A 24,508-nucleotide genomic window follows, 5' to 3' on the forward strand; every position below is an offset into this window, starting at 1 on the left:
TCCCCCGGCGTCCCCGGCCGGCGCCCCCCCCCCCCACCCCGCTGGGGGCCCGCCCCCCCGGCCGTTTCGCGTCGCCGCGCGCTGTTTCGCGTCGCCGTTCGTCCGCCCGGTGCGGACCCGGTGCGGACCCGGTGCGGACCCGGTGCGGACCTGGTGCGGACCCGGCGCGGACTCGGTGCGGACCCGGTGCGGGCCCGCTTCAGCGCTTGCGCAGCCAGTCGGCGAAGGCCGCCAGGGCCGGGCCCGGGTCGCGGCGGCCGAGGCCGAGCCGGAAGCGGTCCGCCGGGGACGGGGTCAGCTCCGAGCGGAAGACGTCGCCGGGCAGCAGCAGCACGCCCGCCTCCTGGACCAGCCCGGCGCAGAACTCCGCCACGCCCTCCGGTCCCAGGTACCGCGGGTAGGCGGCGCAGCCGCCGTCCGGCGCGCGCCACTCGAAGAGGTCGGCGAACTCCGCGAAGAAGGCGTCGAACAACGGCAGGTTCTCGGCGATGATCGCGCGGTTGCGCTCCAGGATCCGCTCCCGGGCGGTGACGGCGATCCGGGCCAGGACCTCGCTCGGCGCCGAGTTGCAGATCGTGGTGTAGTGCTTGGCCCGCTCCAGGCGCGAACGCAGCTCCTTGTCCCGGCAGGCGATCCAGCCGATCCGCAGGCCGGCCAGGCCGAGCGACTTGGAGACGACGTTGAGCGACAGGGCCCGCTCGGAGAGGTCGGCGGCCTGCGGCAGGGTGCGGGCCCGGTCGAGCTCCAGGCCCCGGTAGACCTCGTCCGAGAACAGCCGGATGCCGCGCTCGTCGCAGAGCTCGACCAGCCGGACGAAGTCGGCGGCGTCGATCACCTTGCCGGTCGGGTTGTTCGGGAAGTTGACCGACAGCACCTTGGTGTTCGGCCGCAGCGCCGCCTCGACCGCGTCCAGGTCCAGCGCCCAGTCCCGCCCGGGGTCCAGCGCGACGCCGGTGACCTCGCAGAGCGAGAGCGGGATGGTCTCGGCGGACTGGTAGCCGGGGGTGAGCACCACCGCGTGGTCGCCCGGTTCGAGCAGCACCTGCATGGCGAGGTTGATCCCCTCCTGGGCGCCGCCGAAGCAGATCACGTCGTCCTCGCCGACCCGCTCGTACATCCCGGCGACGGCGCGGCGCAGCCCCGGGTCGCCGAAGGTCTCGGTGTAGCCGAGGGCCAGGGTGTCCCAGGCCTCGCGGTCCTCGGGGCCGGCCAGGGCGAGCAGTTCGGCCATCGTCATGGTCTGCGCGTCGGAGGCGGCGAGGTGGTGGCGGGCGGTGAACTCCCAACGCGAGAAGTGGGTTTCGAGCCGGAAGTCGGGGAGGCTGGTCACTGGTGGTACTCCTTGCTGGGGCCCGCCGGGTGGTGCTTGAGCTCGGCGAGCAGGCTGTAGGCGGTGGAACGGGAGATCCGCAGCGCGGTGGCGACGGCGGGGACGGCGCGCCGGACGGCGAACACCCCGGCCCGGTCGAGTTCACCCAGGACGGCGAGCCGGTCCTCGCGGGTGAAGCGCTCCAGCGGGCGGCCCCGGTCGCGGACGTGGCCGCCGACCACGTCGTTGATCCGCTCCGACCAGTCGCGCTCGAAGAGCGGTTCGGGGCGCGGGGCGGTGGGGGCGGCGAAGCCGGCCAGCAGGGCGGCGGCCTGCTCCAGCGGGCCCCGGTCGAGGTTGACGCAGAGCACCGCCGCGGGCCGTCCGGCGTCGTCGCGCAGCACGGCGCTGACGGAGGAGAGCTTCCGCCCGTCGGGCAGCAGTTTCTCGTACGGGCCGTACACGTCGGGGGCGGCGGGGTCGATCCCGTCGAGTTCGCCGAGCAGCGACGGGTCCCCGGGGGCACGGGGGGTCATCGGGTTCCAGATGGCGAGGACCCGGTCGGTGGCGGGGTCGTGCAGCACCACCTCGGCGTAGGGGCCGAGCAACAGGGCCACCGCGCGGCACACCGATGACCAGGTCCGCACCCGCGGGTCGGGGTTCTCCTCAGGCATGACTGGACTGTACGTCCAGATCGGACGCTTCGTCCAGCTCTTTCACGCGCCGGGCCCCGCCGAAGGGTTTCGGCGGGGCCCGGCGTGACGGCCCGCGGGCGGGGCGGGCGCTACTTGCAGGTGATCAGCAGCCCGAGCAGCGCGGAGCAGCTGCGGGTGGCCCGGCTGGTGGCGGGCGACGGGTCGGCGGGCACCCCGGCGGTGCGGGCCACGGTGACGTCCCAGCTGCGGAGCAGCGTGAACAGACCGACCCCGATCGAGAAGTGCCGGGTGGTGCTCGCCCCCTTGGCCAGCGGCGCGGTCAGCGCGCAGCCGAGCTTCCCGGCGGCGACGGCGCAGTCCCCGGAGGTCGTGGTCAGCCCGGCGGGCAGGTCGGCGGTGACGGTGGCCGAGGTCAGCGGGTCGGGGCCCTGGCCGGTGAGGGTGACGGTGTAGTCGACCCGGCTGGAGAGCAGCCCGTTCACCGGGGTCGCGGTGAGCGCGACGCCCAGGTGGGCGGCGGGGGCGGTGTAGGTGAAGCGGTCGGCGGCGACGGCCGCGCTGGTGCCGCCGGGCGCGGTGACCCGCACGTCCACCGGGCCGGTGACGGTGGTGGCGGGGGCGGTCGCGGTGCAGCCGGCCTTGCCGCAGCTGAACGAGGCGGCGGCGCCGGCCGCGCCGAAGGTCACGCCGGTGGCTCCGGCCAGGTCGGTGCCGGTGATGGTGACGGTGGTGCCGCCGACCCCGGAGCCGCCGTTCGGGCTGATCGCGGTCACCTCCGGCACCGGCAGCGGGAAGTTCACCACGTCGACGGCGTTGCCGGTGAAGTCGGCGAGGTAGCCGTGCCGCCCGTCGGCGGCGACGGCCAGGCTGTACGGGGCGGCGCCGACCGGGACGGTCGCGGTGACCGTCCGACTCGCGGTGTCCACCACGCTCAGGGTGCTGTCGGCGTAGTTGGAGACGTAGGCGGCCGCGCCGTCCGGGGAGAGCGCCACGGCGTAGGGGCCGGAGCCGACCGCGACGGTGCCGAGGACGGTACCGGCCGCGGTGTCGATCACGGCGGCGGTGGCGTCGTCGCCGTCGGCGACCCAGAGCCGGGTGCCGTCCGGGGAGAGCGCGAGGCCGAAGGCGCTGTGGCCGACGGGGACGGTGCCGCTCACCGTGCCGGTCGTGGTGTCGACCACGGTGACCGCCTTCGCCCCGGAGGCGGCGACGTACAGCCGGGCGCCGTCCGCGGAGACGGCCAGACCGTGCGGTTCGGCGCCGACCGGGACGGTGGCGGTCACGGTGCCGGACGAAGTGTCCAGCACGCTCACGGTGGCGGCGCCCGCGTTGCTCACGTAGGCGCGCGAGCCGTCCGGCGAGAGGGCCAGGCCCCAGGGCTGGGCGCCGACCGGGACGGTCGCGGTGACGGCGCCGGTGGCGGTGTCCACGACGCTGACGGTGTTGTCCAGGTGGTGCGTCAGGTAGGCCCGGTGGCCGTCGGGGGACACGGCCACCGCGTAGGAGCCGCTCCCGGCGGTGAAGGTGCCCGAGACGGTGTTGCTCGCGGTGTCCAGCACGCTGACGGCGCCGCTGCTCTGGCTGGTCACGTAGGCGTGGGCGCCGTCCGGCGTCAGCGCGACGCCCGCCGGGTACGGCGCCACCGCGACGTGCGCGGCGACGGTCGGCGGCGGCGTGACGGCCTCGGCCGTCGCGGGCAGCGACAACAGTGCGGCCGTGGTCGCGGTTATCGCGGCCACGGCCGTCCTGGTGCGGCGGGGTGTGCGGGGTGTTCTCACGGGGTCCTCCGGCTGCTCGGCGGTACGGACGGTGCGGGTGTGGTGGTGTTCGGAGCCGGGGGAAGCGTAGAAGCCGCCATGACATTGCGTCAGGGAGTGACTACAAATGTCGCCAACTGTTCGAATTCGATCGCCATCCCCCTCCGACCCGCGTGACCAGGGTCTCGGCCGACGTCGTGCAGCAAATTGGAGTTGCAGAGTCGCATTCGATAGCGTTTCGAACGTGAGGCTGACCAAGAGCACCGACATCGCCCTGCGGATCGCCATGCGACTGGCCGTCCTGGGCGAGGGCGACAACCCGACCACCCGCGAGGTGGCCGAGTCGGTCGGCGTGCCGTACACCCACGCGGCGAAGGTGGTCAGCCGGCTGCAGCACCTGGGGGTGGTGGAGGCCCGGCGCGGTCGCGGCGGCGGGCTGATGCTCACCTTCGCCGGGCGGACCGGCTCGCTCGGACTGCTGCTGCGGGAGCTGGAGGGGGTCGGCGACGTGGTCGGCTGCGAGGACGACCCGCCGTGTCCGCTGCGGGCCGCGTGCCGGCTGCGCGGCGCGCTGCGGGCCGCGCAGGAGGCCTTCTTCGCCGCGCTCGACCACCTCTGCGTCGACGACCTGGTGGCCTCCCCCACCGGTCCGGTGCTGCTCAGCCTGACCGCCCGACCCGCCGACACCGCCGGACCCACCGGCTGATCGGCCCACCCGGGGCCGCACACCCCTTTGCGGCCTTTAATGCGAATCTCAGATACCACTTAGGAGCCGACTGATGCTGTCCGCGAAGTCCGCCGAGGTCATCGAGGCCACCCTGCCCGTCGTGGGCGCCGCCATCGGTGACATCACCCCGCGCTTCTACGACCGGCTGTTCGCCGCGCACCCCGAGCTGCTGCGCGACCTCTTCAACCGGGGCAACCAGGCCAACGGCAGCCAGCGCGAGGCCCTGGCCGGCTCGATAGCCGCCTTCGCCACCGCGCTGATCGCCCACCCGGACCAGCGGCCGGACGCGATGCTCGCCCGCATCGCCCACAAGCACGTCTCCGTCGGCATCACCGACGACCAGTACAAGATCGTCCACGAGCACCTGTTCGCCGCCATCGTGGAGGTGCTCGGCGAGGCCGTCACCCCCGAGGTCGCCGCCGCCTGGGACGAGGTCTACTGGCTGATGGCGAACGCCCTGATCGCCATCGAGGGCCGGCTGCGCGCCGAGGTCGCCGCCGGCGGCGATCCGAGCGACCTGTGGCGCAGCTACACCGTGGTCGCCCGCGTCCAGGAGACCGAGGCCGTCACCACCTACCTGGTCCGCCCGGCCGACGGCCTCCCCGTGCCGGCCTTCCGCCCCGGCCAGTACGTCTCGGTCCGCACCGAACTCACCGACGGCGCCCACCAGATCCGCCAGTACAGCCTCTCCGGCGGCGCCGACGGCGCCCTGCGCTTCAGCGTCAAGCGCGAGGACGGCGGCGAGGTCTCCGGCCACCTGCACGACCACCTGAAGGCCGGCGACACCATCGAACTGGCGCCCCCGCTGGGCGACATCGCCCTCGCCGACGGCGACGGCCCGGTGCTGCTCGCCTCCGCCGGCATCGGCAACACCCCGATGACCGCCATGCTCGACCACCTGGCCGCCACCGGCTCCACCCGGCGGATCGTCTCCGTGCACGGCGACCGCGACCAGCTGAGCCACGCCTTCCGGGCCGAGCTGGCGCAGCACACCGCCGACCTGCCCAACGCCACCTCGCACGTCTTCTACGAGCGGCCGCTCGGCGAGTGGCCGGCCGAGCGCACCGGGCTGGTGGACCTCTCCACCGTCGAGGTCCCGGCCGGCACCACCGCCTACCTCTGCGGCCCGATCCCCTTCCTGCGCGCCGTCCGCGAGCAGCTGCTGACCGCGGGCGTCCCGGCGGCGGACATCCACTACGAGGTGTTCGGCCCGGACCTCTGGCTCGGCGCCTGAACCGCGCCCTCCGGGCCTGACGGCCCCTGAGGCCCCGGCGGTCCCCGGGATCCCCGAGGTCCCACCACGGCACCGGTCCGCTCGGTACGATCACGAGCGGCCCGGTGCCGTTGGCGCAGAGGGTCCCGGCAGGAGGGAGCCCGGATGCGGGTCGCGCTGTTCGCCACCTGCGTCAACGACGCGCTGTTCCCGGCCACCGCGGTGGCCACCGTCCGGCTGCTGGAACGGCTCGGCGTGACGGTGGACTTCCCCGCCGGGCAGACCTGTTGCGGGCAACCGCAGTACAACACCGGCTACCGCAGGGGCTGCGAGCCGCTGGTCCGGCGCACGGCGCGGGCCTTCGCCGGGTACGACCACGTGGTGACGCCCTCGGGGTCCTGCGTGGCCATGGTCCGGGACAACTACCCCCGGATCGGCGCCCGGGCCGCCGCCGAGGGCCGCGGCACCGAACTCGCCGACCTGGCCACCGGCCTGGCGCCACGGGTCCTCGAACTGACCGAGTTCCTGACCGACGTGCTCGGGGTCGAGGACGTCGGCGCGCACTTCCCGCACACCGTCACCTACCACCCGTCCTGCCACGGACTGCGCCTGCTCGGCCTCGGCGAGCGCCCGCGCCGGCTGCTGAACGCCGTCCGGGGCCTGGAACTGGTCGAACTGCCCGGGGCCGAGGAGTGCTGCGGCTTCGGCGGCACCTTCGCGGTCAAGAACGCCGCGGTCTCGGCGGCGATGGCCGAGGACAAGATCGCCAACGCGCTCGGCACCGGCGCCCGCGTGCTGTGCGGAGCCGACAACTCCTGCCTGCTGCACCTCGGCGCCACCCTGCGCCGCACGGGCGCCCCACTGCGGCCGGTGCACCTGGCGGAGATCCTGGCCGGCACCGAGGAGCACCCGTGGAGCCCGTCGTGAACAGCGCTTTCCTCGGCATGCCCGCCTTCCCCCGGGCCGCCGCCGGAGCCGTACGGAACGAGCGGCTGCGCGCCAACCTGCGGCACGCCACCCACACCATCCGCGACAAGCGGGCCAAGGCCGTCGCCGAACTCGCCGACTGGGCGGAGCTGCGCGCCGCCGGAAAGGCGATCAAGGACCACACGCTGCGCCACCTCGACCACTACCTCGCGCAGTTGGAGGAGTCCGTCACCGCGGCCGGCGGCACCGTGCACTGGGCCGCCGACGCCGAGGAGGCCAACCGGACCGTCGCCGGGCTGGTCAGGGCCGCCGGGGCCGGCGGCCCGGAGAAGCCCGAGGTGGTCAAGGTCAAGTCGATGGCCACCCAGGAGATCGAGCTCAACGAGGCGCTGGCCGCCGAGGGCATCACCGTCTACGAGACCGATCTCGCCGAGCTGATCGTGCAGTTGGGCGACGACCGGCCCTCGCACATCCTGGTGCCGGCGATCCACCGCAACCGGGCCGAGATCCGGGAGATCTTCGCCGACCGGATGGCCTCCTGGGGCCGCCCGGCGCCCGAGGGCCTCACCGACTCCCCCGCCGAACTCGCCGAGGCCGCCCGGCTGCACCTGCGGGAGAAGTTCCTGCGCGCCGAAGTCGCCGTCTCCGGCGCCAACTTCATGGTCGCCGAGACCGGCACCCTGGTGGTGGTCGAGTCCGAGGGCAACGGCCGGATGTGCCTCACCCTGCCGCGCACCCTGATCTCGGTGGTCGGGATCGAGAAGGTCGTACCGACCTGGCGGGACCTGGAGGTCTTCCTCCAACTGCTCCCACGCTCCTCCACCGCCGAACGGATGAACCCGTACACCTCGCTCTGGACCGGGACGACACCGGGCGACGGCCCGTCCGAGTTCCACCTGGTGCTGCTCGACAACGGCCGCACCGCCGCGCTCGCCGACCAGGTCGGCCGCCAGGCGCTGCGCTGCATCCGCTGCTCGGCCTGCCTCAACGTCTGCCCGGTGTACGAACGGGCCGGCGGCCACGCCTACGGATCGGTCTACCCAGGGCCGATCGGCGCCATCCTGACGCCCCAACTACGCGGCGTGGAAAGCCCGGTGGACGCCTCGCTGCCGTACGCCTCCTCGCTCTGCGGGGCCTGCTACGAAGTCTGCCCGGTGGCCATCGACATCCCCGAGGTGCTGGTGCACCTGCGCGAGCGGGTCGCCGAGCAGGGCGGCCACCCGATGGAACGGGCCGCGATGGCCGCCGCCGGGTTCGTCCTGGACCACCCGGCGGCGCTCGCCGCCGCCGAGCGGCTGGCCGGCCGCACCCGGCGGCTGCACCCGCGCCGGCTGCCCGGGCCGGGGCGGGCCTGGACCGACACCCGGGACCTGCCCGAGGTGCCCGCCGAACCGTTCCGCGACTGGTGGCGGAGGAACCGCACATGACCACGCCCGATCCCGCCCGACCCCACCGCCCCGGCAGCTCCAGGGAGTTGATCCTCGGCCGGATCCGGTCCGCGCTCGGCAACACCGTCGAGCCGGCCGGACAGCCGCTTCCCCGCGACTACCTGACGGCGCACGTGCCGACCGACGACCCGGCGGCCCTGCTCGACCTGCTGCACCGCAACCTGGCCGACTACCGGGCCCTGGTGCACCGCTGCCGGGAGGACGAACTGCCGCACCGGATCGCCGGGTTGCTGGCCGAACGGGGCAGCCGGACGGTCGCGGTGCCGGCCGGGCTGCCATCCGGCTGGCTCGCCGACGCCGAAGCCGAGGGGGTCGAACTCCTCCCGGACGACGGGACGCTGACCGCCGCCCGGCTGGACGCCGTGGACAGCGTGGTGACCGGCTGCGCGCTGGCCGTCGCCGAGACCGGGACGATCGTGCTGGACGCCGGCCCGGGCCAGGGCCGACGCCTGCTCTCGCTCGTCCCCGACCACCACGTCTGCGTGGTGCGGGCGCCGGAGCAGATCGTCGCCTCGGTGCCGCTCGCGCTGCCGCGGCTCGATCCGGTACGGCCGCAGACCTGGATCTCGGGGCCGTCCGCCACCAGCGACATCGAGCTGGACCGGGTGGAGGGCGTGCACGGGCCGCGCACCCTGGAGGTGCTGCTGGTCACGGCGGCGACGGACGGGAACGGCGTCGCTGCGGCCCGAGCCGTCACGCCGGCCTGAGCTGTCACCCCGGCCCGAGCCGTCACTACGGCCTGAGCTCCAGGGTGCAGCACTTCGCCCCGCCGCCGCCCTTCAGCAGCTCCGACACGTCCACCGGGACCGGCTGGTAGCCGTGCTCCGCCAGCCGGCCGGCGAGGTTCTTGGCGGCCTCCGGCAGCAGCACCCGGCGGCCGTCCGACACCGCGTTGAGCCCGAACACCTCGGCGTCGGCCCGGTCCGCGAGGATCGCGTCCGGGTAGAGCGCCCGCAGCACCGAACGGCTGTCGGCGTCGAAGGCCTCCGGGTAGTACATGACGTGGTCGTCGGCGAGAACCGCCAGCGCGGTGTCCAGGTGGTAGAAGCGGGGGTCGACCAGGGTCAGGCTGACCACCGGGACGCCGAACAGTTCCCCGGCCTCGGCGTGCGCGGCGCGCGAGGTGCGGAAGCCCGTCCCGGCGAGCAGCCGGCGGCCCACCACCAGGTGGTCGCCCTCGCCCTCGTTGACGTGCCAGGCCCGGCGCACCTCGCGGTAGCCGTGCTCGCGGAACCAGGCCTGGTAGGCCTCCGACTCACCGGCCCGCTCCGGGTGCCGGAAGGTGGCCACCAGGGCCCGGCCGTCCAGCACGGTGGCGCCGTTCGCGGCGTACACCATGTCGGGCAGGCCGGGCACCGGGTCGATCAGCTCGACGGTGTGGCCGAGCCGGCGGTACGTCCAGTAGAGCCGATCCCACTGGCGCAGGGCGAGCGCGGTGTCGGTGGGCTGGGTGGGGTCCATCCACGGGTTGATCGCGTAGTCCACGGTGAAGTGCGTCGGCCGACACATCAGGTAGCGCCGCGGCCGGGCGTGGCGCTCCGGGGTCTGTGTGCGCATGGCTCAACCGTCCTTGGATCGCGGGGAATTCGCCGCACGGAGTTCGGGGTCCGCGGGGCCCGGACACCTTCGTTCCCAAGGCGGCTGCCCCGGCGGACCCATTCGTACACCCGGGCGGACGCTCCAGGCGGTCGCACACCCCCGCGCACCCGGCGCAGGCACCGGCGCACCGGCCCGCCGGACGGACGCGGAAGCGCCAGGTGCCGTCACCGTCGGCGGACGGCCGCCGCTACCAGCGGACCGCGGCGAAGTCCACGGGCCTCGGCCGCAGCTCCCGGCACCGCTCGGCCAGCGCCCGCAGCCGGCGGTCCGCCTCCTCCGGGGGCATCCGCCGCCGGTCGCCGTGGCCGGGCAGCAGCCACTCGAAGCGCAGCACGCCGACGGCGCGCCGCAGCGAGGCGGCGAGCTCCTCGATCGAGTACCAGGTCACCGACTCCGCCACCTCGATGTCACCGGCGCCGCGGGACCAGTACAGGCTGTCGCCGCTGAAGCAGTACCGCTCGTCCGCCAGAAGGACCACGCTGCCCCGGGTGTGGCCCGGGAACGGGTGGGCGACCAGGCCGGGCGACACCTCCGTCGGCGCGGTGCCGCGCAGCACCCGGTCGGCGTCGGGGGCGGCCGACAGGTCCCCCTCGTGGATCCAGAGCCGGGCGCCCAACCGGTCGGCGTACGCCCGGCCGTGCGCGGCGTGGTCGCCGTGGGTGAGCAGGACGTCGGTGACCGGGCCGAGTGCGGTGTACCGGGCGGCGAGGGCCTCGCTGTAGCGCGGCGTGTCCACCATCACCCACCCGGTCGGCCGGCGGCAGAGGTAGGAGTTGGCGCCCGCGGTGCGGCGGGAGTTGTGGCCGAGCAGCAGCAGGCCGTCGGCGAGAGCCAGCGGGAACGGGTCCCCGGCCGGGTCCAGCGGCCCGGTGCCGGGCCGGACGGAACGGGTCGGACAGGCGTGGGCGGCCGCGAGCAGCTGTCGTCGCTCCGCCGCGTCGCGCGGCTGGCGGACCAGCACGGAGCGGCCCTCCAGCTCGCGGACCAGGCCGGGCGCGAGCTGTCGGGCGACGTCGCAGTTGGTGCACCGGTCGTCGATGGACCAGTTCTCGGGACGGTCGGGACGCAGGTCGGTGGTCATGGCGCACTACCCCCAGGAGGACGGCGGCCGGACCGGCCGCTCCCTTCGAGCATCCGCCGGTGGGGCCGGAAAGCGGAAGGGGGTGCCGATCTTGTGCTTTCCGGGCACCGGCTCTCTGCGGCGCCGCGGGTCCCCGTGGACGTCCGCGGACGTCCGTGGACATCCGCCGCCCGGACGGGCCCACGGGGCCGACCGGGCCGACGGAGACCACGTGGTCCATCTCACGTGCCGCGAGGGTCACCTACGGTGGCGTAGGTCACTTGATTGGGTGAACTATCTCTTTCATGCCGAATCTCCAGGAGACCCTTGACCTCGATTCGTATGCCGCCCTCGGGGACAGCTTCACCGAGGGTCTGAACGACCCCGGCGTCGATGGCAGGTTCGCCGGCTGGGCCGACCGCCTCGCCGGGATCCTCGCCGACGGACGCCCGCCGGGCGGCTTCCGCTACGCCAACCTCGCGGTGCGCGGCCGGCTGCTGGACCAGATCGCCGCCGAGCAGGTGCCGCAGGTCCGGCGCCTCCAGCCCGACCTGGTCACCTTCTGCGCGGGCGGCAACGACATCCTCCGGCCGGGCGCCGACCCCGACGAGGTGGCCGAGCGCTTCGAGGCCGCCGTCGTCCGACTCGCCGAGAACGCGGGGACGGTGCTGATCTGCACCGGCTTCGACACCAAGGACGTGCCGCTGCTGAAGCACCTGCGCGGCAAGATCGCCACCTACAACGGGCACATGCGCGCCGTCGCCGACCGCAACGGCTGCAAGGTCGCCGACCTGTGGTCGCTGCGCGCCGTACAGGACCGCCGCGCGTGGAGCGAGGACCGCCTGCACCTGTCCCCCGAGGGACACCAGCGGGTCGCCCTGCTGGCCGCCCGCTCGCTGGGCCTGCGCACCGAGCAGGACCCGGAGGCCCCGTGGCCGGACACCCCCGTGCTCACCCCCGCCGACCAGCGGCGGGAGAACATCCAGTGGGCCCGCGAACACCTCCTGCCCTGGGTCGGCCGGCGCCTGCGCGGCGAGTCCTCGGGCGACCACGTCGAGCCCAAGCGGCCGGAGCTGCTTCCGCTCTGACGGTCCGTCAGGCCGTGCGGACCCGCTCACCACGGCCGCCCCGGTCGGACCGGGGCTCCGCCGGTTGCTGCGATTCGGGAGGTCCGCAGCACCCGGTGGAGCATCCCGGCGCAGCCCGCGCCGACCAGGTACCAGAACAGGTCCGGCGGGTTGAAGGTCGAGCCCAGCACCAGCCGCGCCAGGGTGCTGCGGCGGCCCCAGTCGTCCGGCAGTCCGGTCAGCTGGAACAGCTCCACCGCCCAGCTGAGCGCGGCGGCCAGCGCCGCGGCGCGGCCGGGGCGCACCCTCGGCACGGCCAGCACCAGCAGGGCGTACACCAGGACGGTGTAGAGCGCGTCCCCGGCGCACTTGGCGAACTCCCCGCCCAGCACCGCCCGTACGCCCAGTCCGGCCGCCACGGTCAGGGCCGCCGCCGACGCGGCCGCCGGGCGGGTGAGCCGGTGCGCCCGGAAACCGTTCCCCCCGAGATCGTTCACCCGCGCCACGCTACCCCGCGCGTCATCCTCCGCCGAACGGACGCCCGCGCAGGCTCCTTCCCGCTCCCCACAGCACCCACCCCGCGCCCCACGCACCCCTCCGCACCCCCACACCACCCCCGAACCCCACAAGCGGACCCCCCTCCCCCGGAACCACCGCACCGCCCCGTACGTCACTCCCCCCGAACGAACGTCCCGGGGGCCGTTCCCCCTCCCCACAGCACCCACCCCGCGCCCCACGCACCCCTCCGCACCCCCGCACCACCCCCGAACCCCACAAGCGGACCCCCCTCCCCCGGAACCACCGCACCGCCCCGTACGTCACTCCCCCCGAACGAACGTCCGCGCAGGTCGCGGGCGGGGTGAGGACCGGAAGGGACGGGCGGGGAACGTGGCGCACGTGGATGGGGCCGAGGTGGCCGGGGCAGAGCCGGGGTCGGGGCGGAGCGAGCGGACCCGGCGCGGGTTCGCGGTGGCCGGGTTCGCTCCGGCCCAGGACGGGCGGGCGCGGGAGCGCGGCAAGGAGTTGCGGGTGCGGGTGCCCCGGGAGCGGCACGCGGAGTTCACCCCCGCCCCCGACCGGCCGACGGCCGTGTCCGCGCTGGAGGCCTCCAACACGGGCCGAATAGCCCGGCTGGTGCCGATCCGGGTCGGCCGGATGGCCGCGACCCCGTTCGCGTTCCTGCGCGGCTCGGCCGGCCTGATGGCCGCCGACCTCGCGTCCACCCCGGTGACCGGCGTGGACGCGCAGCTCTGCGGGGACGCCCACGCCGCCAACTTCGGCCTGTACGGCGACGCGCGCGGCCAGATCGTCCTGGACATCAACGACTTCGACGAGACCGTCCCCGGCCCCTGGGAGTGGGACCTCAAGCGGCTCGCCGCCAGCCTGGTGCTGGCCGCCCGGGAGGCCGGGGCGAGCGAGGCCACCGCGCGCGAGGCCGCCCAGCACGCGGCGGGCTCCTACCGCCGGACGGTGCGCACGCTCGCCAAGCTGCCGGGGCTGGACGCCTGGAACGCCATCGCGGACGAGCAGCTGGTCTCCTTCGCCGAGGCGCACGACCTCGCCGAGGTGCTGCGCAAGGTCGGGGCGAAGGCGCTCGGCAACACCAGCGCGCGGTTCGCCGCCCGCAGCACCGACCGTACCGCGGACGGCGGTTGGCGCTTCACGGCCGCTCCCCCGGTGCTCACCGAAGTGACCGACGCGACCGCCCGCGCCGTCGCGCACGCGCTCGGCCCGTACGTCGAGACGGTACCGGCCGAGGTACGCACCCTGCTGTCCCGCTACCGGGTGCAGGACGTGGCGTTCCGGGTGGTGGGCACGGGCAGCGTGGGCACCCGCTCGTACGTGGTGCTGCTCACGGACCACCGGGACCAGCCGCTGGTGCTGCAGGTGAAGGAGGCCCGGCCATCCGCGCTGCTGCCGTACCTGCCGAGCGGGCCGCAGCCGGCCACGGACGGGCACGAGGGCCGCCGGGTGGTGCTCGGCCAGAAGCACATGCAGGTGGTCAGCGACACCCTGCTGGGCTGGACGACGGTCGACGGACTCCCCTACCAGGTACGGCAGTTCCGCAACCGCAAGGGCAGCGTCGACCCGGCGGCGCTGCTGCCGGCCCAGTTGGACGACTACGCCCGGATCACCGGCGCCCTGCTGGCCCGGGCGCACTCGCACACCGCCGACCCGAGCGTGCTGGCCGGGTACTGCGGCAAGAGCGAGGCGCTGGACGAGGCGGTCGCCGCCTTCGCGGTGGCCTACGCGGACCGCACCGAGGCCGACCACGCCGACCTGCTGACGGCGGTGCGCAACGGGCGGCTGCCCGTCGAGCACGGCGTCTGACCCACCCGGGCCGGCCCCTGTCCGCCGAGCCCGGCCGCCAGGCTCAGCGGGCCAGGAACGGCGCCACCACGGCGACGAACTCCGCGGGCCGGGCACCGTGCACCAGGTGCCCGGCCTCGACGGTGACCAGGCGGCAGTCCGGGATCAGCCGGGCGAGTTCGGCGATCCGCTCCTGCGGGATGTGGCTGGCCGGACCGCCGGCCACGGCCAGGGTGCGGGCGGTGATCCTGGCCAGGCCCGACCGCCAGGCCGGGTCCGGGTCGTCGAGCTGGGCCCTGACCGCCCGCACCATCGCCCAGTCGAAGTGCACGTCCGGGTCCGGGTGCTCGGGCAGCGCGCTCGCCGGACGCGGGTACAGCGCGGGGATGTCCTCCAGCACCAGCCGGTCGATCCGCTCCGGCACCGCCTGCGCGAGCAGGTAGGCCACGACGCCGCCCATCGAGTGGCCCACCAGGTCGACACGGTCGAGCGCGAGGGCGTCGAGGAAGGCCAGCACGTCGTCCCGCATCGCCTCCAGCGAGTAGGCGGCGGTGCGGGCGCTGCCACCGTGGCCGCGCAGGTCGAGCGCGAACACGTGGTGGCCGGGGGCGAGGTCGGGCAGGACGGTGTCCCAGTCGGCGGCGCGCTCGCCGAGGGCGTGCAGCAGGACCAGCGGCGGGCCGTCGGGCCGCCCGCTCTCGCGGTAGGCGAGCGTCACTCCGGGCAGGTCCACGGTCCGGTTCCGTACATCGGTCATGTCCGCCACGGTACGTGCCGACTCCCCGCTAACGGACCGGCGTTCGCCCTCGGCTCAGCGCGGCCGGCTCGTCCTCCTGCCGTTCCCGGGCGGTGGCACGGCCGGCGAACACCGAGGCCAGGACGGCGAGTCCGGCCACCGCCGCGCACACCACGCTCGCCGTCAGGTAGGCGGAGCGGTGCCCGCCGCCCCCGGCGGTCTCCCGGAGGTAGACCCCGGACAGGGCCGAGACCGCGACGGCCGCCGCGATCCGCTGGGCCATCTGCAGGATCGCCCCGCTCACCCCGGCCGCCTCCGCGGGCGCGTGGCGCAGCACGTACGCCTGGTTGGTGGAGCCCATCAGCCCGACCGAGGCGCCGCCGAGCAGCTGCAGCAGCGCCAGCAGCCAGGGCAGGACGGCGGTGGGCGCCCAGTGCGCGAGCAGTCCGCTCAGCAGCATGGCGAGCGCGGAGCCGACCATCCCGGCGGTGACGGTGCGCCGGCCGAAGCGCTGGACGACCCGCCAGGCGAGCGCGGAGGCCACGCCCATGGCCACGGCGGAGGGCAGCGCGACCAGCGCGGCCCCCATCGGGGAGAGGCCGAGGCCGTCCTGGAGGAACATGGTCAGCACCAGCGAGGCGGCGAGCGAGGAGCCGAACTGGGCCATCGCGGTGGCCGTCCCGAGCGCGTACGGCGCGGAGCGGGTGAGCGCCGGGTGGATCAGCGGGTGGCCGCCGGCCCGGGCGCAGCGCCGCTGCCACCACGCGAGCGCGCCGAGCAGCAGCAGGGCGGCGGCCGCGAAGGCCAGCCAACCGGTCCAGCCGGGCGGCTGGACGAAGGGCAGCATCAGGGCGAGCGTCAGCGCGCCGACCAGCAGCAGACCGAGGACGTCGAGGTTCGCGCTGCGCGCGCTGGGGCGGGGCCTCGGCAGGTGACGGGCGGCCAGGGCGACGGTGGCCAGGCCGAAGGGGACGTTGAGCAGGAAGGTCAGCCGCCAGCCGTGCTCCGGGCCGGCCAGCGCCAGCACCGCGCCGCCGATCGGCGGGCCGAGCGCGAAGGCGAGGCCGCCGGTGACGGCGTACATGCCGAGGGCGCGGGCCCGCAGCTGGCCGTCGAAGACGTCCTGGAGGGTGCCGATCATCTGGGAGTTGACCAGGCCGGCGCCCGCGCCCTGGAGCAGCCGGGCGGCGATCAGCACGCCGGGCCCGGTGGCGGTCGCGGAGACCAGGCTGACCAGGGTGAACAGGGCCAGGCCGGTGACGAAGAACCACTTGCGGCCCTTGACGTCGCCCAGCCGGCCGCCGGGGATCAGCGCGAGGCCGAAGGAGAGCGAGTAGCCGGCGACGATCCACTGGAGGTCGGCGGGCCCGGCGTGCAGGGTCTCGCGCAGGGCGGGGATGGAGGTGTTGAGGACGGACTGGTCGAGCAGCGTGGTGAATCCGCCCGCGACGCAGACCGCCAGGACCCGGCGCCCGGCGGCGTCGAAGCGCTCCTTGGGCTTCCGGGGTGCCTCGGACTTCCCGGGCTTCCCGGTCCCGGGTGCGCGGCGGTCCTCGGGCTTCTCGGGTATCGGACCGGTGACGGCGCTCACGGCTCGACCACCACCAGCGCGTAGCGGGCCTCGCCCGGGCCGAGGCTGCGGAAGCGGCTGGTGCTCCCGACGTAGCGCAGGCAGTCGCCGGGGCCGAGCGGCTGCGGCTCGCCGTCCACGGTCAGCTCCAGGTGCCCCTCGAACAGCCAGAGGTGGTGCTCCCGACCCGGCGTGCAGGCGCGGTCGTAGGCGATGTCCGCGCCGGCCGGCAGCCGGCCCTCGACGATCTCCGCTCGCAGCGAGCCGTGCGGCGGCGAAACCGAACGGCGGACGAACCCGGTCGTCCCGTCCCGCCACACCTGCTGCTCCCCGGCGCGCACCAGTCGGGCCGGGCCGGGCTCCACCTCGGCCAGCAGCCGCGACATGGTCCGCCCGTACACGGCGCACAGCCGCCCGAGCAGCGCGGCCGTCGGGCTGACCTCCGCCCGCTCCACCCGGGACAGCGTCGACCGGCTCACGTCCGCCAGCCGCGCCAATTCCTCCAGCGTCCATCCGCGTTCGAGCCTCAGCTCGGCGAGCCGCTGTGCCAGCCGCTCGTCGGCGGCCATGTCGATTCCCATATTCGCGATTCTATCCCGGATATGAGATCCACTCACTCGCCGGCCGACCAGCCGGAGCGGAGCCGCCGCCCGACGGACCGGAGGCGCTACGGGACGGGGCCCCCGGACCGGCCAGCGTCTCGATCGGGCCCCGGTCCGGTGTCCCGGGCTCCCGGGTGAGGGCCGCCAGCTCCTCGGGCGGCTCACTCCCGCCCCCGACGGCCGTGACGTAGTCCTTGGCCTCCCGCAGCCCCATCCGCGGAGCCCGCGCCCGCAGGTGCCGCATGGCGGCGACCGCTCCGGCGGCGACCGCGAGCTCCCGGACCTCCGCGGCCAGGGGGTCCGGCACCCTGACGCCCCTGACCTGTCGGAGGTAGTCCTGCTCCCAGCCGTCGTCCCAGTCGGTGCCGGGGACGAAGTGGATGCTCCCGTCCTCCCGGTCGACCAGATAGGGGCCGCCGAGGAGGTTCCCGCGCAGGGCGGGGTCACGGGCGCCCTCCGCCGACGTCCAGTGGACCAGCCACCCGACCGACCGTTCGACGACGGCGTAGGCGGCCAACTCCGGGATCAGTCGAGCCCATTCCCAGCTCGGCCGTTCCCGTGCCAGAAAGGACTCGACCAGCTCGACCGCTCGCTCCTGGGAGATCACGTCTCCATCCTTCCGCTCGGGTCAACCGGATTTCGGCCCCGGGCGTCGCTCGGCGGGCGGGCCGTCCGAAGCTGCGGATTCTCCGCCAGGGAGGGGCGGCGATCATATGATGTCCGGCGAATCGTGGCCGGTCGGCGGCCCGTGAGGCGAGGGGGACCCGCGTGTTCGGCATCATCAAACCGTGCAGGCACCGATTGTCCGAGCGCTTGCAGACCTCCTGGATGGCCCACCTCTGCGGGCTCTGCCTCGCGCTGCGGGACGACCACGGGCAGCTGGCCCGGACGGCGACCAACTACGACGGCCTGATCATCTCCGTGCTGGTCGAGGCCCAGGCCGCCCGGGAGGACTCCTCCTGGCGCCGCACCGCCGGACCGTGCCCGCTGCGCGGCATGCGGACCGCCTCCGTCGCCAAGGGCGAGGGCGCCCGGCTCGCCGCCGCCGTCTCCCTGGCCCTGGCCTCGGTGAAGATCCGCGACCACGTCGAGGACCGGGACGGCGTCTTCGCTCGCCGCCCGGTCGCGGCCGGAGCCCGCGCTGTCACCCGGCGCTGGGACCGGAAGAGCGCGGGCAGCGCCTCCGTCGTCGGCTTCGACACCGCCGTGCTGCTCGACGCGGCCTCCCGGCAGGGCGAGTTGGAGCGTTCGCTCGGGCCGGGCGGGTCCGTCCTGCTCGTCACCGAGCCCACCGAGACCGCCACCGCGGCCGCCTTCGCGCACACGGCCGTGATCGCCGGGCGCCCCGGCAACGCCGCCCCGCTCGCCGAGGCCGGACGGCTGTTCGGCCGACTCGCCCACCTCCTCGACGCCGCCGAGGACCAGAGCGCCGACGCCGCCTCCGGCGCGTGGAACCCGCTGACCGCCACCGGCACCGACCGCGCCGAGGCCGAGCGGCTCTGCCGCGACGCCGTGCACGGCATCCGGCTCGCCCTGCGCGAGGTCGAACTGACCGACCGCGCGCTGGTGCACGTTCTGCTCGGGCACGAGACCGAGCGTGCGGTGGACCGGGTCTTCGGTCCTGCCCGGCACGGGGCGGGCTGCCGCCGCCCGGGCGCGGCCGGCCACGCCACGGGCGAACACCCGCACCAGGCGCCGCCGCAGGAGACGCCGCCGGGCCAGGCGCCGATCCCGCCGTGGGTGCCGCAGGGCCCCGGCTTCACCCCGCCCGGCGGGAAGCCGCCGAACCCGCGCAACCTGCTCGCCGGGTGCGCGGTGTGGGCGCTGATGGCCTGCACCTGCCAGCTGCTCTGCTGCGACCACAACGACCCGTTCACCCGCGAGCCGCGCAAGGGCTTCTGCGAACGGCACGACTGCGACTGCACCGACTGCTGCAACTGCGGTGACTGCGGCTGCGATTGCGACTGCTGCGACGGGTGCGACTGCTGCGACGGCTGCTGCTGCGACTGCGGCTGAAGCCGACCGGTCAGCCCACCGGCTCCACCTCGCCCGTCCCGTCCTGACCGGCACGACCGCCCTGACCAGCGCGACCGCTCTGCCCGGCCGCCACCGGCCCGGAGTGCCCCCGCGGCACCCCGGGCCGGTCCGCGCCCCGGTCCGGCCCGTCCTCCCCCCGCCGCCACAGCGGCAGCACCGTCACCGGTGACACCACGACCGATGACGCCGCCGGGCGCAGCTCGGCGCACTCAGGCATCGCGCCCGGCCGTCTTCCGGTCCACCGCCAGCGAGTCCTCCAACCGCGCCAGCAACTGCCGGAACCGCTCGGTGTCCTGCTCCGTCATCCGTCCCTCGGGCAACGCCCCCGGCCTCTCGGCCGTCCTCTTGTCCATGCGCCCGAGGCTAGGCGGTGACGATCAATGGGCGATAAACGCGCGTTCGGGCGAAAAGCACTCGCCCGGCGCGGTTCGTCCGGGAGTTGCCGCCGCAGCCGACCTCCCCGTCCGGCAATCTCCGTCCACCGAAGGGGAGTTGACATCGCTCCGGCGACGAACCGGACGGGGGCAAATCATCCGTCGGGCTGCGCGGCCGGGCCGGGTCGGTGAAGACTTGCGGGCGGTACGGGGGCGGGGAACCGGCGTGCCGCCGGCTCCACCCCGCCCCCGTGGCACCGACGAGAGACAGGAGCTGCACATCCCATGAGCAAGCGCACCTCTCGCACACTCGCCGCGGTCGTCGCCGCGGCCGCGGCCACGGCCCTGACCGCGGGTTCGGCACCAGCCGCCGCCGGCCCCTCCCTGGCCGAGATCTCGATCGAGGCACCTCCCACCGAACCCGGCACGTACTCCCGGGAACTCCAGGTCGCCAACGGCAACGGGGACAGCGTCTCCGAGGTCATCGTGGGGGACTACGCCGGTGGCGGGCCGCTCAGGATCTCCCTGATGCTCTGGAAGACGGACTGGTCCATGAGCGGGCTCGACCCGCTGCCGGGCGGCGGGCACGCGAAGGCCACCGCGATCAACAACAACCTGACCGTGGTGGGGACTTCCCGGTCACAGACGGGCGAACAGCACGGACTGCGCTGGGCCTCCGGGAGCACGCCGGTCGAACTGCTTCCACTGCCCGGCGACTCGGAGGCGGCCCCGGCCGCGGTCAGCGAGGACGGCACCGCGGTGGGATCCTCCTCGGACGCGTCCTCGGAGCACGCCGTGGCGTGGCCGCCGAGCGGCACGCCCGTCGCCCTGCCTCCGCTGCCGGGCGACACCGGGAGCGCGGCCGTCGCCGTCAACGGCGCGGGCACGGCGGTCGGACACTCCTACCCGGCCGGCGGCGCCGCCTCCCCGCGGGCGGTCGCCTGGAGCCCCGACGGAACCGTCACCGCGCTGAGTCTGCCGGCGGGCCTCACGCGCGGCGGCGCGACCCGCATCACCGACTCCGGCATCGTGATCGGCTGGGCGGACGCCTCGTCCGGGCCGCGGCACGGACTCGTCTGGGACGCCTTCGGCGCGGTCGCCGACCTGGGGGCGTACACCGAGGCGACGGCCGTGAACACCTCGGGAACGGTGGTGGGCCGCCAGAACGGGCAGGCCGCGCGCTGGGACGCCGACGGCACGCCGCGGCCGCTCCAGCCGACCGCGCTGGCGAGCTTCGCGACCGCGATCAACGACCAGGGCACCGTCGTCGGGTACACCAGCGACCCGCCGCCGACCCGCGCCCAGTTCTACGCGCAGCTCTGGAACCCGGACGGGTCCGTCAGCGCGCTTCCCCGGTGGGCGCCGCACATCCCGTACGCCACGCCGCACTACATCAGCAACAGCGGGCTCGTCTCTGGTCAGATCCTCCTGCGCGGCATGGCGCAGTACGGCCTGCCGTTCTCCATGCGCTGGAAGCTGTAGGTCGCACGGCCGCGGGTCACCCGCCGCCGACTACCGGGCCGGCGCCGCGTCGAGCAGGACTCGGGCGGCCTCCCTGGCGTCGGCGGCGGCCGTCGGATCGCCGTGGACGGCCGCGCTGGTGATCGCCCCCTCCGCCAGCAGGGCCAGGTGGACGGCCGTGGTGGGTGGGGCTCCGGCGGCCTCGGCCAGGCCCGCGAGGTAGCCGCCGAACTGCTCCTTGTGGTGCCGGGCGGCGGCCACCACCGCGGGGCTGAGGGCGCCCAGCTCACCGAGCGAGTTGACGAAGGCGCAGCCCCGGAAGCCGGGTTCGGCGAACCACCGGCCGAGCCAGTCGAAGACCGCGAGCAGCTGCTCCCGCGGGGAGCCCCCGGTGCGCGAGACGTACACGGCGAGGCTCGCCCGCCAGCGGCCGTCACGGCGCAGCAGGTAGGCCTCGACGAGCTCGCCCTTGGACGGGAAGTGCTGGTAGAGGCGGCGCATGGTCATGCCGGAGGCGGCCCGGACGGCGTCCATGCCGACCGCCTGGATGCCCTGCCCGTAGAACAGCTCCTCGGCCGCGTCGAGGATCCGGCTCCGTGGGTCTTCCTGCTCCATCTGCCGTGCCCTTTGCGTGAGAACGATGGTTCTCCTATCGTAGCCACAGCAGTGAGAACGATCGTTCTCACCGGCGGAACGATCATTCCGAGGAGCACCCATGCCCGAGACCGGCACCGAACGGCGCCCGCCCCTGCCCCCGTTCACCGCGGAGACCGCCCGGCGGAAGGTCCGGGCCGCCGAGGACGCCTGGAACACCCGCGACCCGCAGCGGGTCGCCCTCGCGTACACACCGGACAGCCGCTGGCGCAACCGCTCGGAGTTCCTCGTCGGCCGCGAGCGGATCGCCGGGTTCCTCACCCGCAAGTGGCAGCGCGAGCTGGACTACCGCCTGATCAAGGAGCTGTGGGCGTTCGACGGCGAGCGCATCGCGGTCCGCTTCGCCTACGAGTGGCACGACGACGCCGGCCGCTGGCACCGCTCCTACGGCAACGAGAACTGGGAGTTCGACCGGAACGGGCTGATGGCCCGTCGGCACGCCTCCATCAACGACCTGCCGATCGCCCCCGGGGACCGCCTGTTCCACTGGCCGCTCGGCCGCCGCCCCGACGACCACCCGGGCCTCACCGAACTCGGCCTCTGAGCCGCCCGGGCGGCGGGCCGCCGATACACGGCCGCGACACCGTTACCGCAACCTGATCGTTCCGACGGCCCACCGAGACCCGCTCCACACGGGACCCTGACGTTCCGCGCCTACGGTGCCGGACATGCCGAAGACACCTGGAACGTCCGCCCCCGACCGTACGCTCGCCCGCGGGCTCGCCGCCGCGGGAGCCGCCCTGCTGAGTGCCGCCACGATGGCGGCGGTGCCGCCGGGCACCGCCGCCGCCGTGGAGCGGGACACCGTCACCACGCACGCCGGCGCCACCACCGCGCAGGAGCGCGACCGGATCGACGCCTACTGGACGCCCGCCCGGATGAAGCTGGCGGGCGCCCTCGTCCCCGAGATCACGCCCGTGCCCGAGGACGACGACACCCCCGACGACCCCCGGCCGCTGCCCGCGGACACCCCGGACCCCGGGGCCGTGTGGACCCACGGCGGAGCGGTGGACCGGAGCGTCGGCCGGCTCTTCTTCACCTTCTCCGACGGCTACGACGGCAGCTGCACCGCGACGGTCGTCGCCGCCCCGAACCGCAGTACCGTCGTCACGGCGGCCCACTGCCTGCGGGGCGTCGGAGCACCCGGCGCCGACGACACCTGGAACCACAACCTCTACTTCGTGCCCGGCTACCGCAACGGGACCAAGCCGCTCGGCGGCTTCAGCATCAGGGCCGCGGCCACCTCCTCCCGCTGGGACGCCGTCCCGGCCGGCACCGGCTCGGACCAGGTCGCCGTGGCCGGCTACGACACCGGGCTGCTGGTGGCGAACCGTTCGGCCGACGGCCGGCCGGTCGCGGACGTCACCGGAAGCCAGCGGATCGCGTTCACCCCGCCCACCGAGGGCGAGTTCGTCCACACCTTCGGGTATCCCAAGGACCGGCTGAACAACCCCGCCGCCCGGTACACCGGTTCGCGCATGATCCACTGCGCCGGACCGGCCCACCCCGGCCCCACGGCCCCGCTGCTGTGGGGCGGGGCCTGCGACATGTCGCACGGGGCCAGCGGCGGCCCGCACTTCGCCGGGTTCGACCCGCGCACCGGCACCGGCACCGTCGTCGGCGTCACCACCACCACCGACGAGCTCGCGGGCGGCCCGGCCGGCACGCTGTACGCCACCCGCCTCGGGGACAGCGCCCACCGCCTCTACGACTGGGCGCGGACCCGGGCGGTCTGACCACCGGGCTCCGCCGGGCCGGCGGGCACCTCCCACCGGCCGGGTCCGGGCCGGCGGCCGAACGGCCACCGGCCCGGACCCGGCCGCGACAGCGGGGCGGGTCAGGGGCTGATCGGCGCGGGTCAGTTCCAGATGCCGGTGATGTCGGCGGCGGAGGCCGCGTTGCCCGCGTGGCCGGTGGTGCCGGCCAGGTCCTCCAGGGTGCGCAGCACGTTGTAGTGGTTGTAGGTGGTGGAGCTGGTGCTGCCGGGGGTCACGTGGGCGCCGTAGACCACGGTCGGGATCCGGTTGCCGGACAGCGAGTTGTCCTCGTCGAAGGTGACGACCAGCAGGCTGTTGTGGGTCTGCGCCCAGGTGGCGTACGCGCCCAGGTTGTTCTTGATCCAGGTGTCGCCGGTGCCGACCGAGCAGTCGTGCATGTCGTTGCAGAGGTTCGGCACCACGAAGGACACGTTCGGCAGGGTGCTGTAGTCGGTCGGGAACTGGGCGAAGGTCTTCGCCGAGCTCAGCGGGACGTTGCCGAAGCCGAACCAGGGGTTGTGCTTCTGCGCGTACTTGCCGCTGCTGCACACGGTGCTCCCCTGGCTGGGCAGGGTCTCGTTGTAGCTGGCCCAGGTCTTGCCGGCGGCGATCACCTCGGAGGCCAGGTTGGCGGCCTGGAAGCCGCCGACCTTCACACAGCTGTCGTCGACGGTGCCCTGGGTGGAGCCGGAGAACAGCGCGTAGTAGTTCGGCTCGCTCGGGTGGGTGATGGCGTACGACTGGGTGAGGTTGGCGCCGCCCGCGATCAGGGTGTTGTTGAGGTACGGTGCGCTGCTGCTGCCGACGACCTGGGTGTAGGCGTGGTTCTCCATCACCACCACGATGATGTGGTCGGGCGCGGGCAGGGCGGCCGCCTGCGCGGTGGTGGCGGTCGCCGCCCAGAGGCCGGCGGAGGCCGCGACCAGGGCGACGGCGGAGCCGATCGCCGTCGCGGTGAGGCGGGAGCGGGGGTTCACGGGCTTCGTGGACGAAGTCATGACAATTCCTCGGGTAGTGGACGGCCCGGCGAGCCGGGCGCGGGACGGGAGGTGCGTGCCGCCGGGGTGCGGCCGGGCGGATCCGGTGCGGCCGGGCGGCCTGCCGTCGGCGGAGTCGGCGATGACCGCGGACTCGGGGGAAGCTCCGTGGTCGGTGGGGCGGGAAGCCGGTGCGGCGAGCGCACCGGAGTGCGCGAAGGCGCCCGAACAGCATGGGGCGCTCAGGTCGACGCGGGTAGACGACGG

Annotated in this window: 24 protein-coding genes; 11 read left to right on the top strand and 13 right to left on the bottom strand. The window is 74.7% G+C overall.

Annotation, left to right across the window (positions count from 1 at the left end; genetic code table 11):
• Window positions 1–199: 199 nt before the first annotated feature.
• The 3 genes from ACWD4P_RS28820 to ACWD4P_RS28830 all read right to left on the bottom strand — a co-directional run bounded on the left by ACWD4P_RS28820 (window position 200) and on the right by ACWD4P_RS28830 (window position 3,704).
• A complete protein-coding gene (locus tag ACWD4P_RS28820; RefSeq protein ID WP_359818281.1) occupies window positions 200–1,330 on the bottom strand; it encodes an aminotransferase class I/II-fold pyridoxal phosphate-dependent enzyme in 1,131 nt (376 codons plus the stop codon).
• Window positions 1,327–1,983 (bottom strand): helix-turn-helix transcriptional regulator, encoded by a 657-nt coding sequence (locus ACWD4P_RS28825; RefSeq protein ID WP_449781632.1) that lies wholly within the window; start codon window positions 1,981–1,983, stop codon window positions 1,327–1,329. The genes ACWD4P_RS28820 and ACWD4P_RS28825 overlap by 4 nt, the downstream gene beginning before the upstream one ends.
• 110 nt (window positions 1,984–2,093) lie before the next feature.
• Entirely contained in the window at window positions 2,094–3,704 is a 1,611-nt protein-coding gene (locus tag ACWD4P_RS28830) for a beta-propeller fold lactonase family protein (RefSeq protein ID WP_449781633.1), read from the bottom strand.
• A 262-nt stretch (window positions 3,705–3,966) separates the two neighbouring features.
• Here ACWD4P_RS28830 and ACWD4P_RS28835 point away from each other — a divergent pair, with 262 nt between their 5' ends.
• From ACWD4P_RS28835 to ACWD4P_RS28855, 5 genes are all read left to right on the top strand, one after another.
• Window positions 3,967–4,428, top strand: a complete 462-nt coding sequence (locus ACWD4P_RS28835) for an RrF2 family transcriptional regulator (protein ID WP_449781634.1) — start codon at window positions 3,967–3,969, stop codon at window positions 4,426–4,428.
• 73 nt (window positions 4,429–4,501) lie between these two features.
• The gene (locus ACWD4P_RS28840) at window positions 4,502–5,683 is read left to right on the top strand and encodes a globin domain-containing protein (protein WP_449781635.1); all 1,182 of its coding nucleotides are present in this window, start codon (window positions 4,502–4,504) and stop codon (window positions 5,681–5,683) included.
• A 144-nt stretch (window positions 5,684–5,827) separates the two neighbouring features.
• A complete protein-coding gene (locus ACWD4P_RS28845) occupies window positions 5,828–6,589 on the top strand; it encodes a (Fe-S)-binding protein (RefSeq protein WP_359818271.1) in 762 nt (253 codons plus the stop codon).
• Complete coding sequence (locus ACWD4P_RS28850) at window positions 6,586–8,016, top strand: lactate utilization protein B (protein WP_449781636.1); 1,431 nt, start codon at window positions 6,586–6,588, stop codon at window positions 8,014–8,016. Before ACWD4P_RS28845 ends, ACWD4P_RS28850 begins: the two co-directional genes overlap by 4 nt.
• Window positions 8,013–8,744 carry a LutC/YkgG family protein gene (locus ACWD4P_RS28855; protein WP_449781637.1) on the top strand — a complete coding sequence of 244 codons (732 nt, stop codon included), beginning with the start codon at window positions 8,013–8,015 and terminating at the stop codon, window positions 8,742–8,744. Before ACWD4P_RS28850 ends, ACWD4P_RS28855 begins: the two co-directional genes overlap by 4 nt.
• Before the next feature lie 25 nt (window positions 8,745–8,769).
• Here ACWD4P_RS28855 and ddaH read toward each other — a convergent pair whose 3' ends face one another.
• Together ddaH and ACWD4P_RS28865 are read right to left on the bottom strand one after the other, a co-directional pair.
• On the bottom strand, window positions 8,770–9,594 hold the full coding sequence (ddaH, locus tag ACWD4P_RS28860) for a dimethylargininase (protein WP_449781638.1): 825 nt from the start codon (window positions 9,592–9,594) through the stop codon (window positions 8,770–8,772).
• A gap of 229 nt (window positions 9,595–9,823) precedes the next feature.
• Window positions 9,824–10,717: an MBL fold metallo-hydrolase gene (locus tag ACWD4P_RS28865; protein ID WP_449781639.1), complete on the bottom strand. Its 894-nt coding sequence runs from the start codon at window positions 10,715–10,717 to the stop codon at window positions 9,824–9,826.
• 284 nt (window positions 10,718–11,001) lie between these two features.
• On the opposite strand from ACWD4P_RS28865, the gene ACWD4P_RS28870 reads away from it, so the two are divergent.
• Window positions 11,002–11,784 (top strand): SGNH/GDSL hydrolase family protein, encoded by a 783-nt coding sequence (locus tag ACWD4P_RS28870; RefSeq protein ID WP_449781640.1) that lies wholly within the window; start codon window positions 11,002–11,004, stop codon window positions 11,782–11,784.
• A 26-nt stretch (window positions 11,785–11,810) separates the two neighbouring features.
• On the opposite strand, the gene ACWD4P_RS28875 is transcribed toward ACWD4P_RS28870, so the two are convergent.
• Window positions 11,811–12,260, bottom strand: a complete 450-nt coding sequence (locus tag ACWD4P_RS28875; protein ID WP_449781641.1) for a ribosomal maturation YjgA family protein — start codon at window positions 12,258–12,260, stop codon at window positions 11,811–11,813.
• A 391-nt stretch (window positions 12,261–12,651) separates the two neighbouring features.
• On the opposite strand from ACWD4P_RS28875, the gene ACWD4P_RS28880 reads away from it, so the two are divergent.
• Complete coding sequence (locus tag ACWD4P_RS28880) at window positions 12,652–14,094, top strand: DUF2252 domain-containing protein (RefSeq protein WP_449781642.1); 1,443 nt, start codon at window positions 12,652–12,654, stop codon at window positions 14,092–14,094.
• Between the two features lie 43 nt (window positions 14,095–14,137).
• On the opposite strand, the gene ACWD4P_RS28885 is transcribed toward ACWD4P_RS28880, so the two are convergent.
• Genes ACWD4P_RS28885 through ACWD4P_RS28900 form a run of 4 tightly spaced genes read right to left on the bottom strand, consistent with a single transcriptional unit; the run spans window position 14,138 to window position 17,588 of the window.
• Window positions 14,138–14,830, bottom strand: coding sequence for an alpha/beta fold hydrolase (locus ACWD4P_RS28885; protein ID WP_449781643.1), 693 nt, complete (start codon window positions 14,828–14,830; stop codon window positions 14,138–14,140).
• Window positions 14,831–14,858: 28 nt separating this feature from the next.
• On the bottom strand, window positions 14,859–16,400 hold the full coding sequence (locus ACWD4P_RS28890) for an MFS transporter (RefSeq protein ID WP_449781644.1): 1,542 nt from the start codon (window positions 16,398–16,400) through the stop codon (window positions 14,859–14,861).
• On the bottom strand, window positions 16,397–16,960 hold the full coding sequence (locus tag ACWD4P_RS28895) for a helix-turn-helix domain-containing protein (protein ID WP_449781645.1): 564 nt from the start codon (window positions 16,958–16,960) through the stop codon (window positions 16,397–16,399). Before ACWD4P_RS28895 ends, ACWD4P_RS28890 begins: the two co-directional genes overlap by 4 nt.
• Window positions 16,961–16,970: 10 nt before the next feature.
• Complete coding sequence (locus tag ACWD4P_RS28900) at window positions 16,971–17,588, bottom strand: YrhB domain-containing protein (RefSeq protein ID WP_449781646.1); 618 nt, start codon at window positions 17,586–17,588, stop codon at window positions 16,971–16,973.
• A gap of 161 nt (window positions 17,589–17,749) precedes the next feature.
• Here ACWD4P_RS28900 and ACWD4P_RS28905 point away from each other — a divergent pair, with 161 nt between their 5' ends.
• Window positions 17,750–18,997 (top strand): DUF5685 family protein, encoded by a 1,248-nt coding sequence (locus tag ACWD4P_RS28905; protein WP_449781647.1) that lies wholly within the window; start codon window positions 17,750–17,752, stop codon window positions 18,995–18,997.
• Between the two features lie 230 nt (window positions 18,998–19,227).
• Here ACWD4P_RS28905 and ACWD4P_RS28910 read toward each other — a convergent pair whose 3' ends face one another.
• The gene (locus tag ACWD4P_RS28910; RefSeq protein WP_359818238.1) at window positions 19,228–19,371 is read right to left on the bottom strand and encodes a hypothetical protein; all 144 of its coding nucleotides are present in this window, start codon (window positions 19,369–19,371) and stop codon (window positions 19,228–19,230) included.
• A gap of 306 nt (window positions 19,372–19,677) precedes the next feature.
• Here ACWD4P_RS28910 and ACWD4P_RS28915 point away from each other — a divergent pair, with 306 nt between their 5' ends.
• Complete coding sequence (locus tag ACWD4P_RS28915) at window positions 19,678–20,874, top strand: hypothetical protein (protein WP_449781648.1); 1,197 nt, start codon at window positions 19,678–19,680, stop codon at window positions 20,872–20,874.
• Between the two features lie 30 nt (window positions 20,875–20,904).
• Here the strand turns inward: ACWD4P_RS28915 and ACWD4P_RS28920 are convergent, their stop codons facing one another.
• Window positions 20,905–21,468 (bottom strand): TetR/AcrR family transcriptional regulator, encoded by a 564-nt coding sequence (locus ACWD4P_RS28920; RefSeq protein WP_449781649.1) that lies wholly within the window; start codon window positions 21,466–21,468, stop codon window positions 20,905–20,907.
• A gap of 100 nt (window positions 21,469–21,568) precedes the next feature.
• On the opposite strand from ACWD4P_RS28920, the gene ACWD4P_RS28925 reads away from it, so the two are divergent.
• The gene (locus ACWD4P_RS28925; protein ID WP_449781650.1) at window positions 21,569–22,051 is read left to right on the top strand and encodes a nuclear transport factor 2 family protein; all 483 of its coding nucleotides are present in this window, start codon (window positions 21,569–21,571) and stop codon (window positions 22,049–22,051) included.
• Window positions 22,052–22,175: 124 nt separating this feature from the next.
• Window positions 22,176–23,243: a trypsin-like serine peptidase gene (locus ACWD4P_RS28930; protein WP_449781651.1), complete on the top strand. Its 1,068-nt coding sequence runs from the start codon at window positions 22,176–22,178 to the stop codon at window positions 23,241–23,243.
• 122 nt (window positions 23,244–23,365) lie between these two features.
• On the opposite strand, the gene ACWD4P_RS28935 is transcribed toward ACWD4P_RS28930, so the two are convergent.
• On the bottom strand, window positions 23,366–24,262 hold the full coding sequence (locus tag ACWD4P_RS28935) for an alkaline phosphatase family protein (protein WP_449781652.1): 897 nt from the start codon (window positions 24,260–24,262) through the stop codon (window positions 23,366–23,368).
• Window positions 24,263–24,508: the final 246 nt, after the last annotated feature.

The organism is Kitasatospora sp. NPDC002543 (assembly GCF_053594915.1).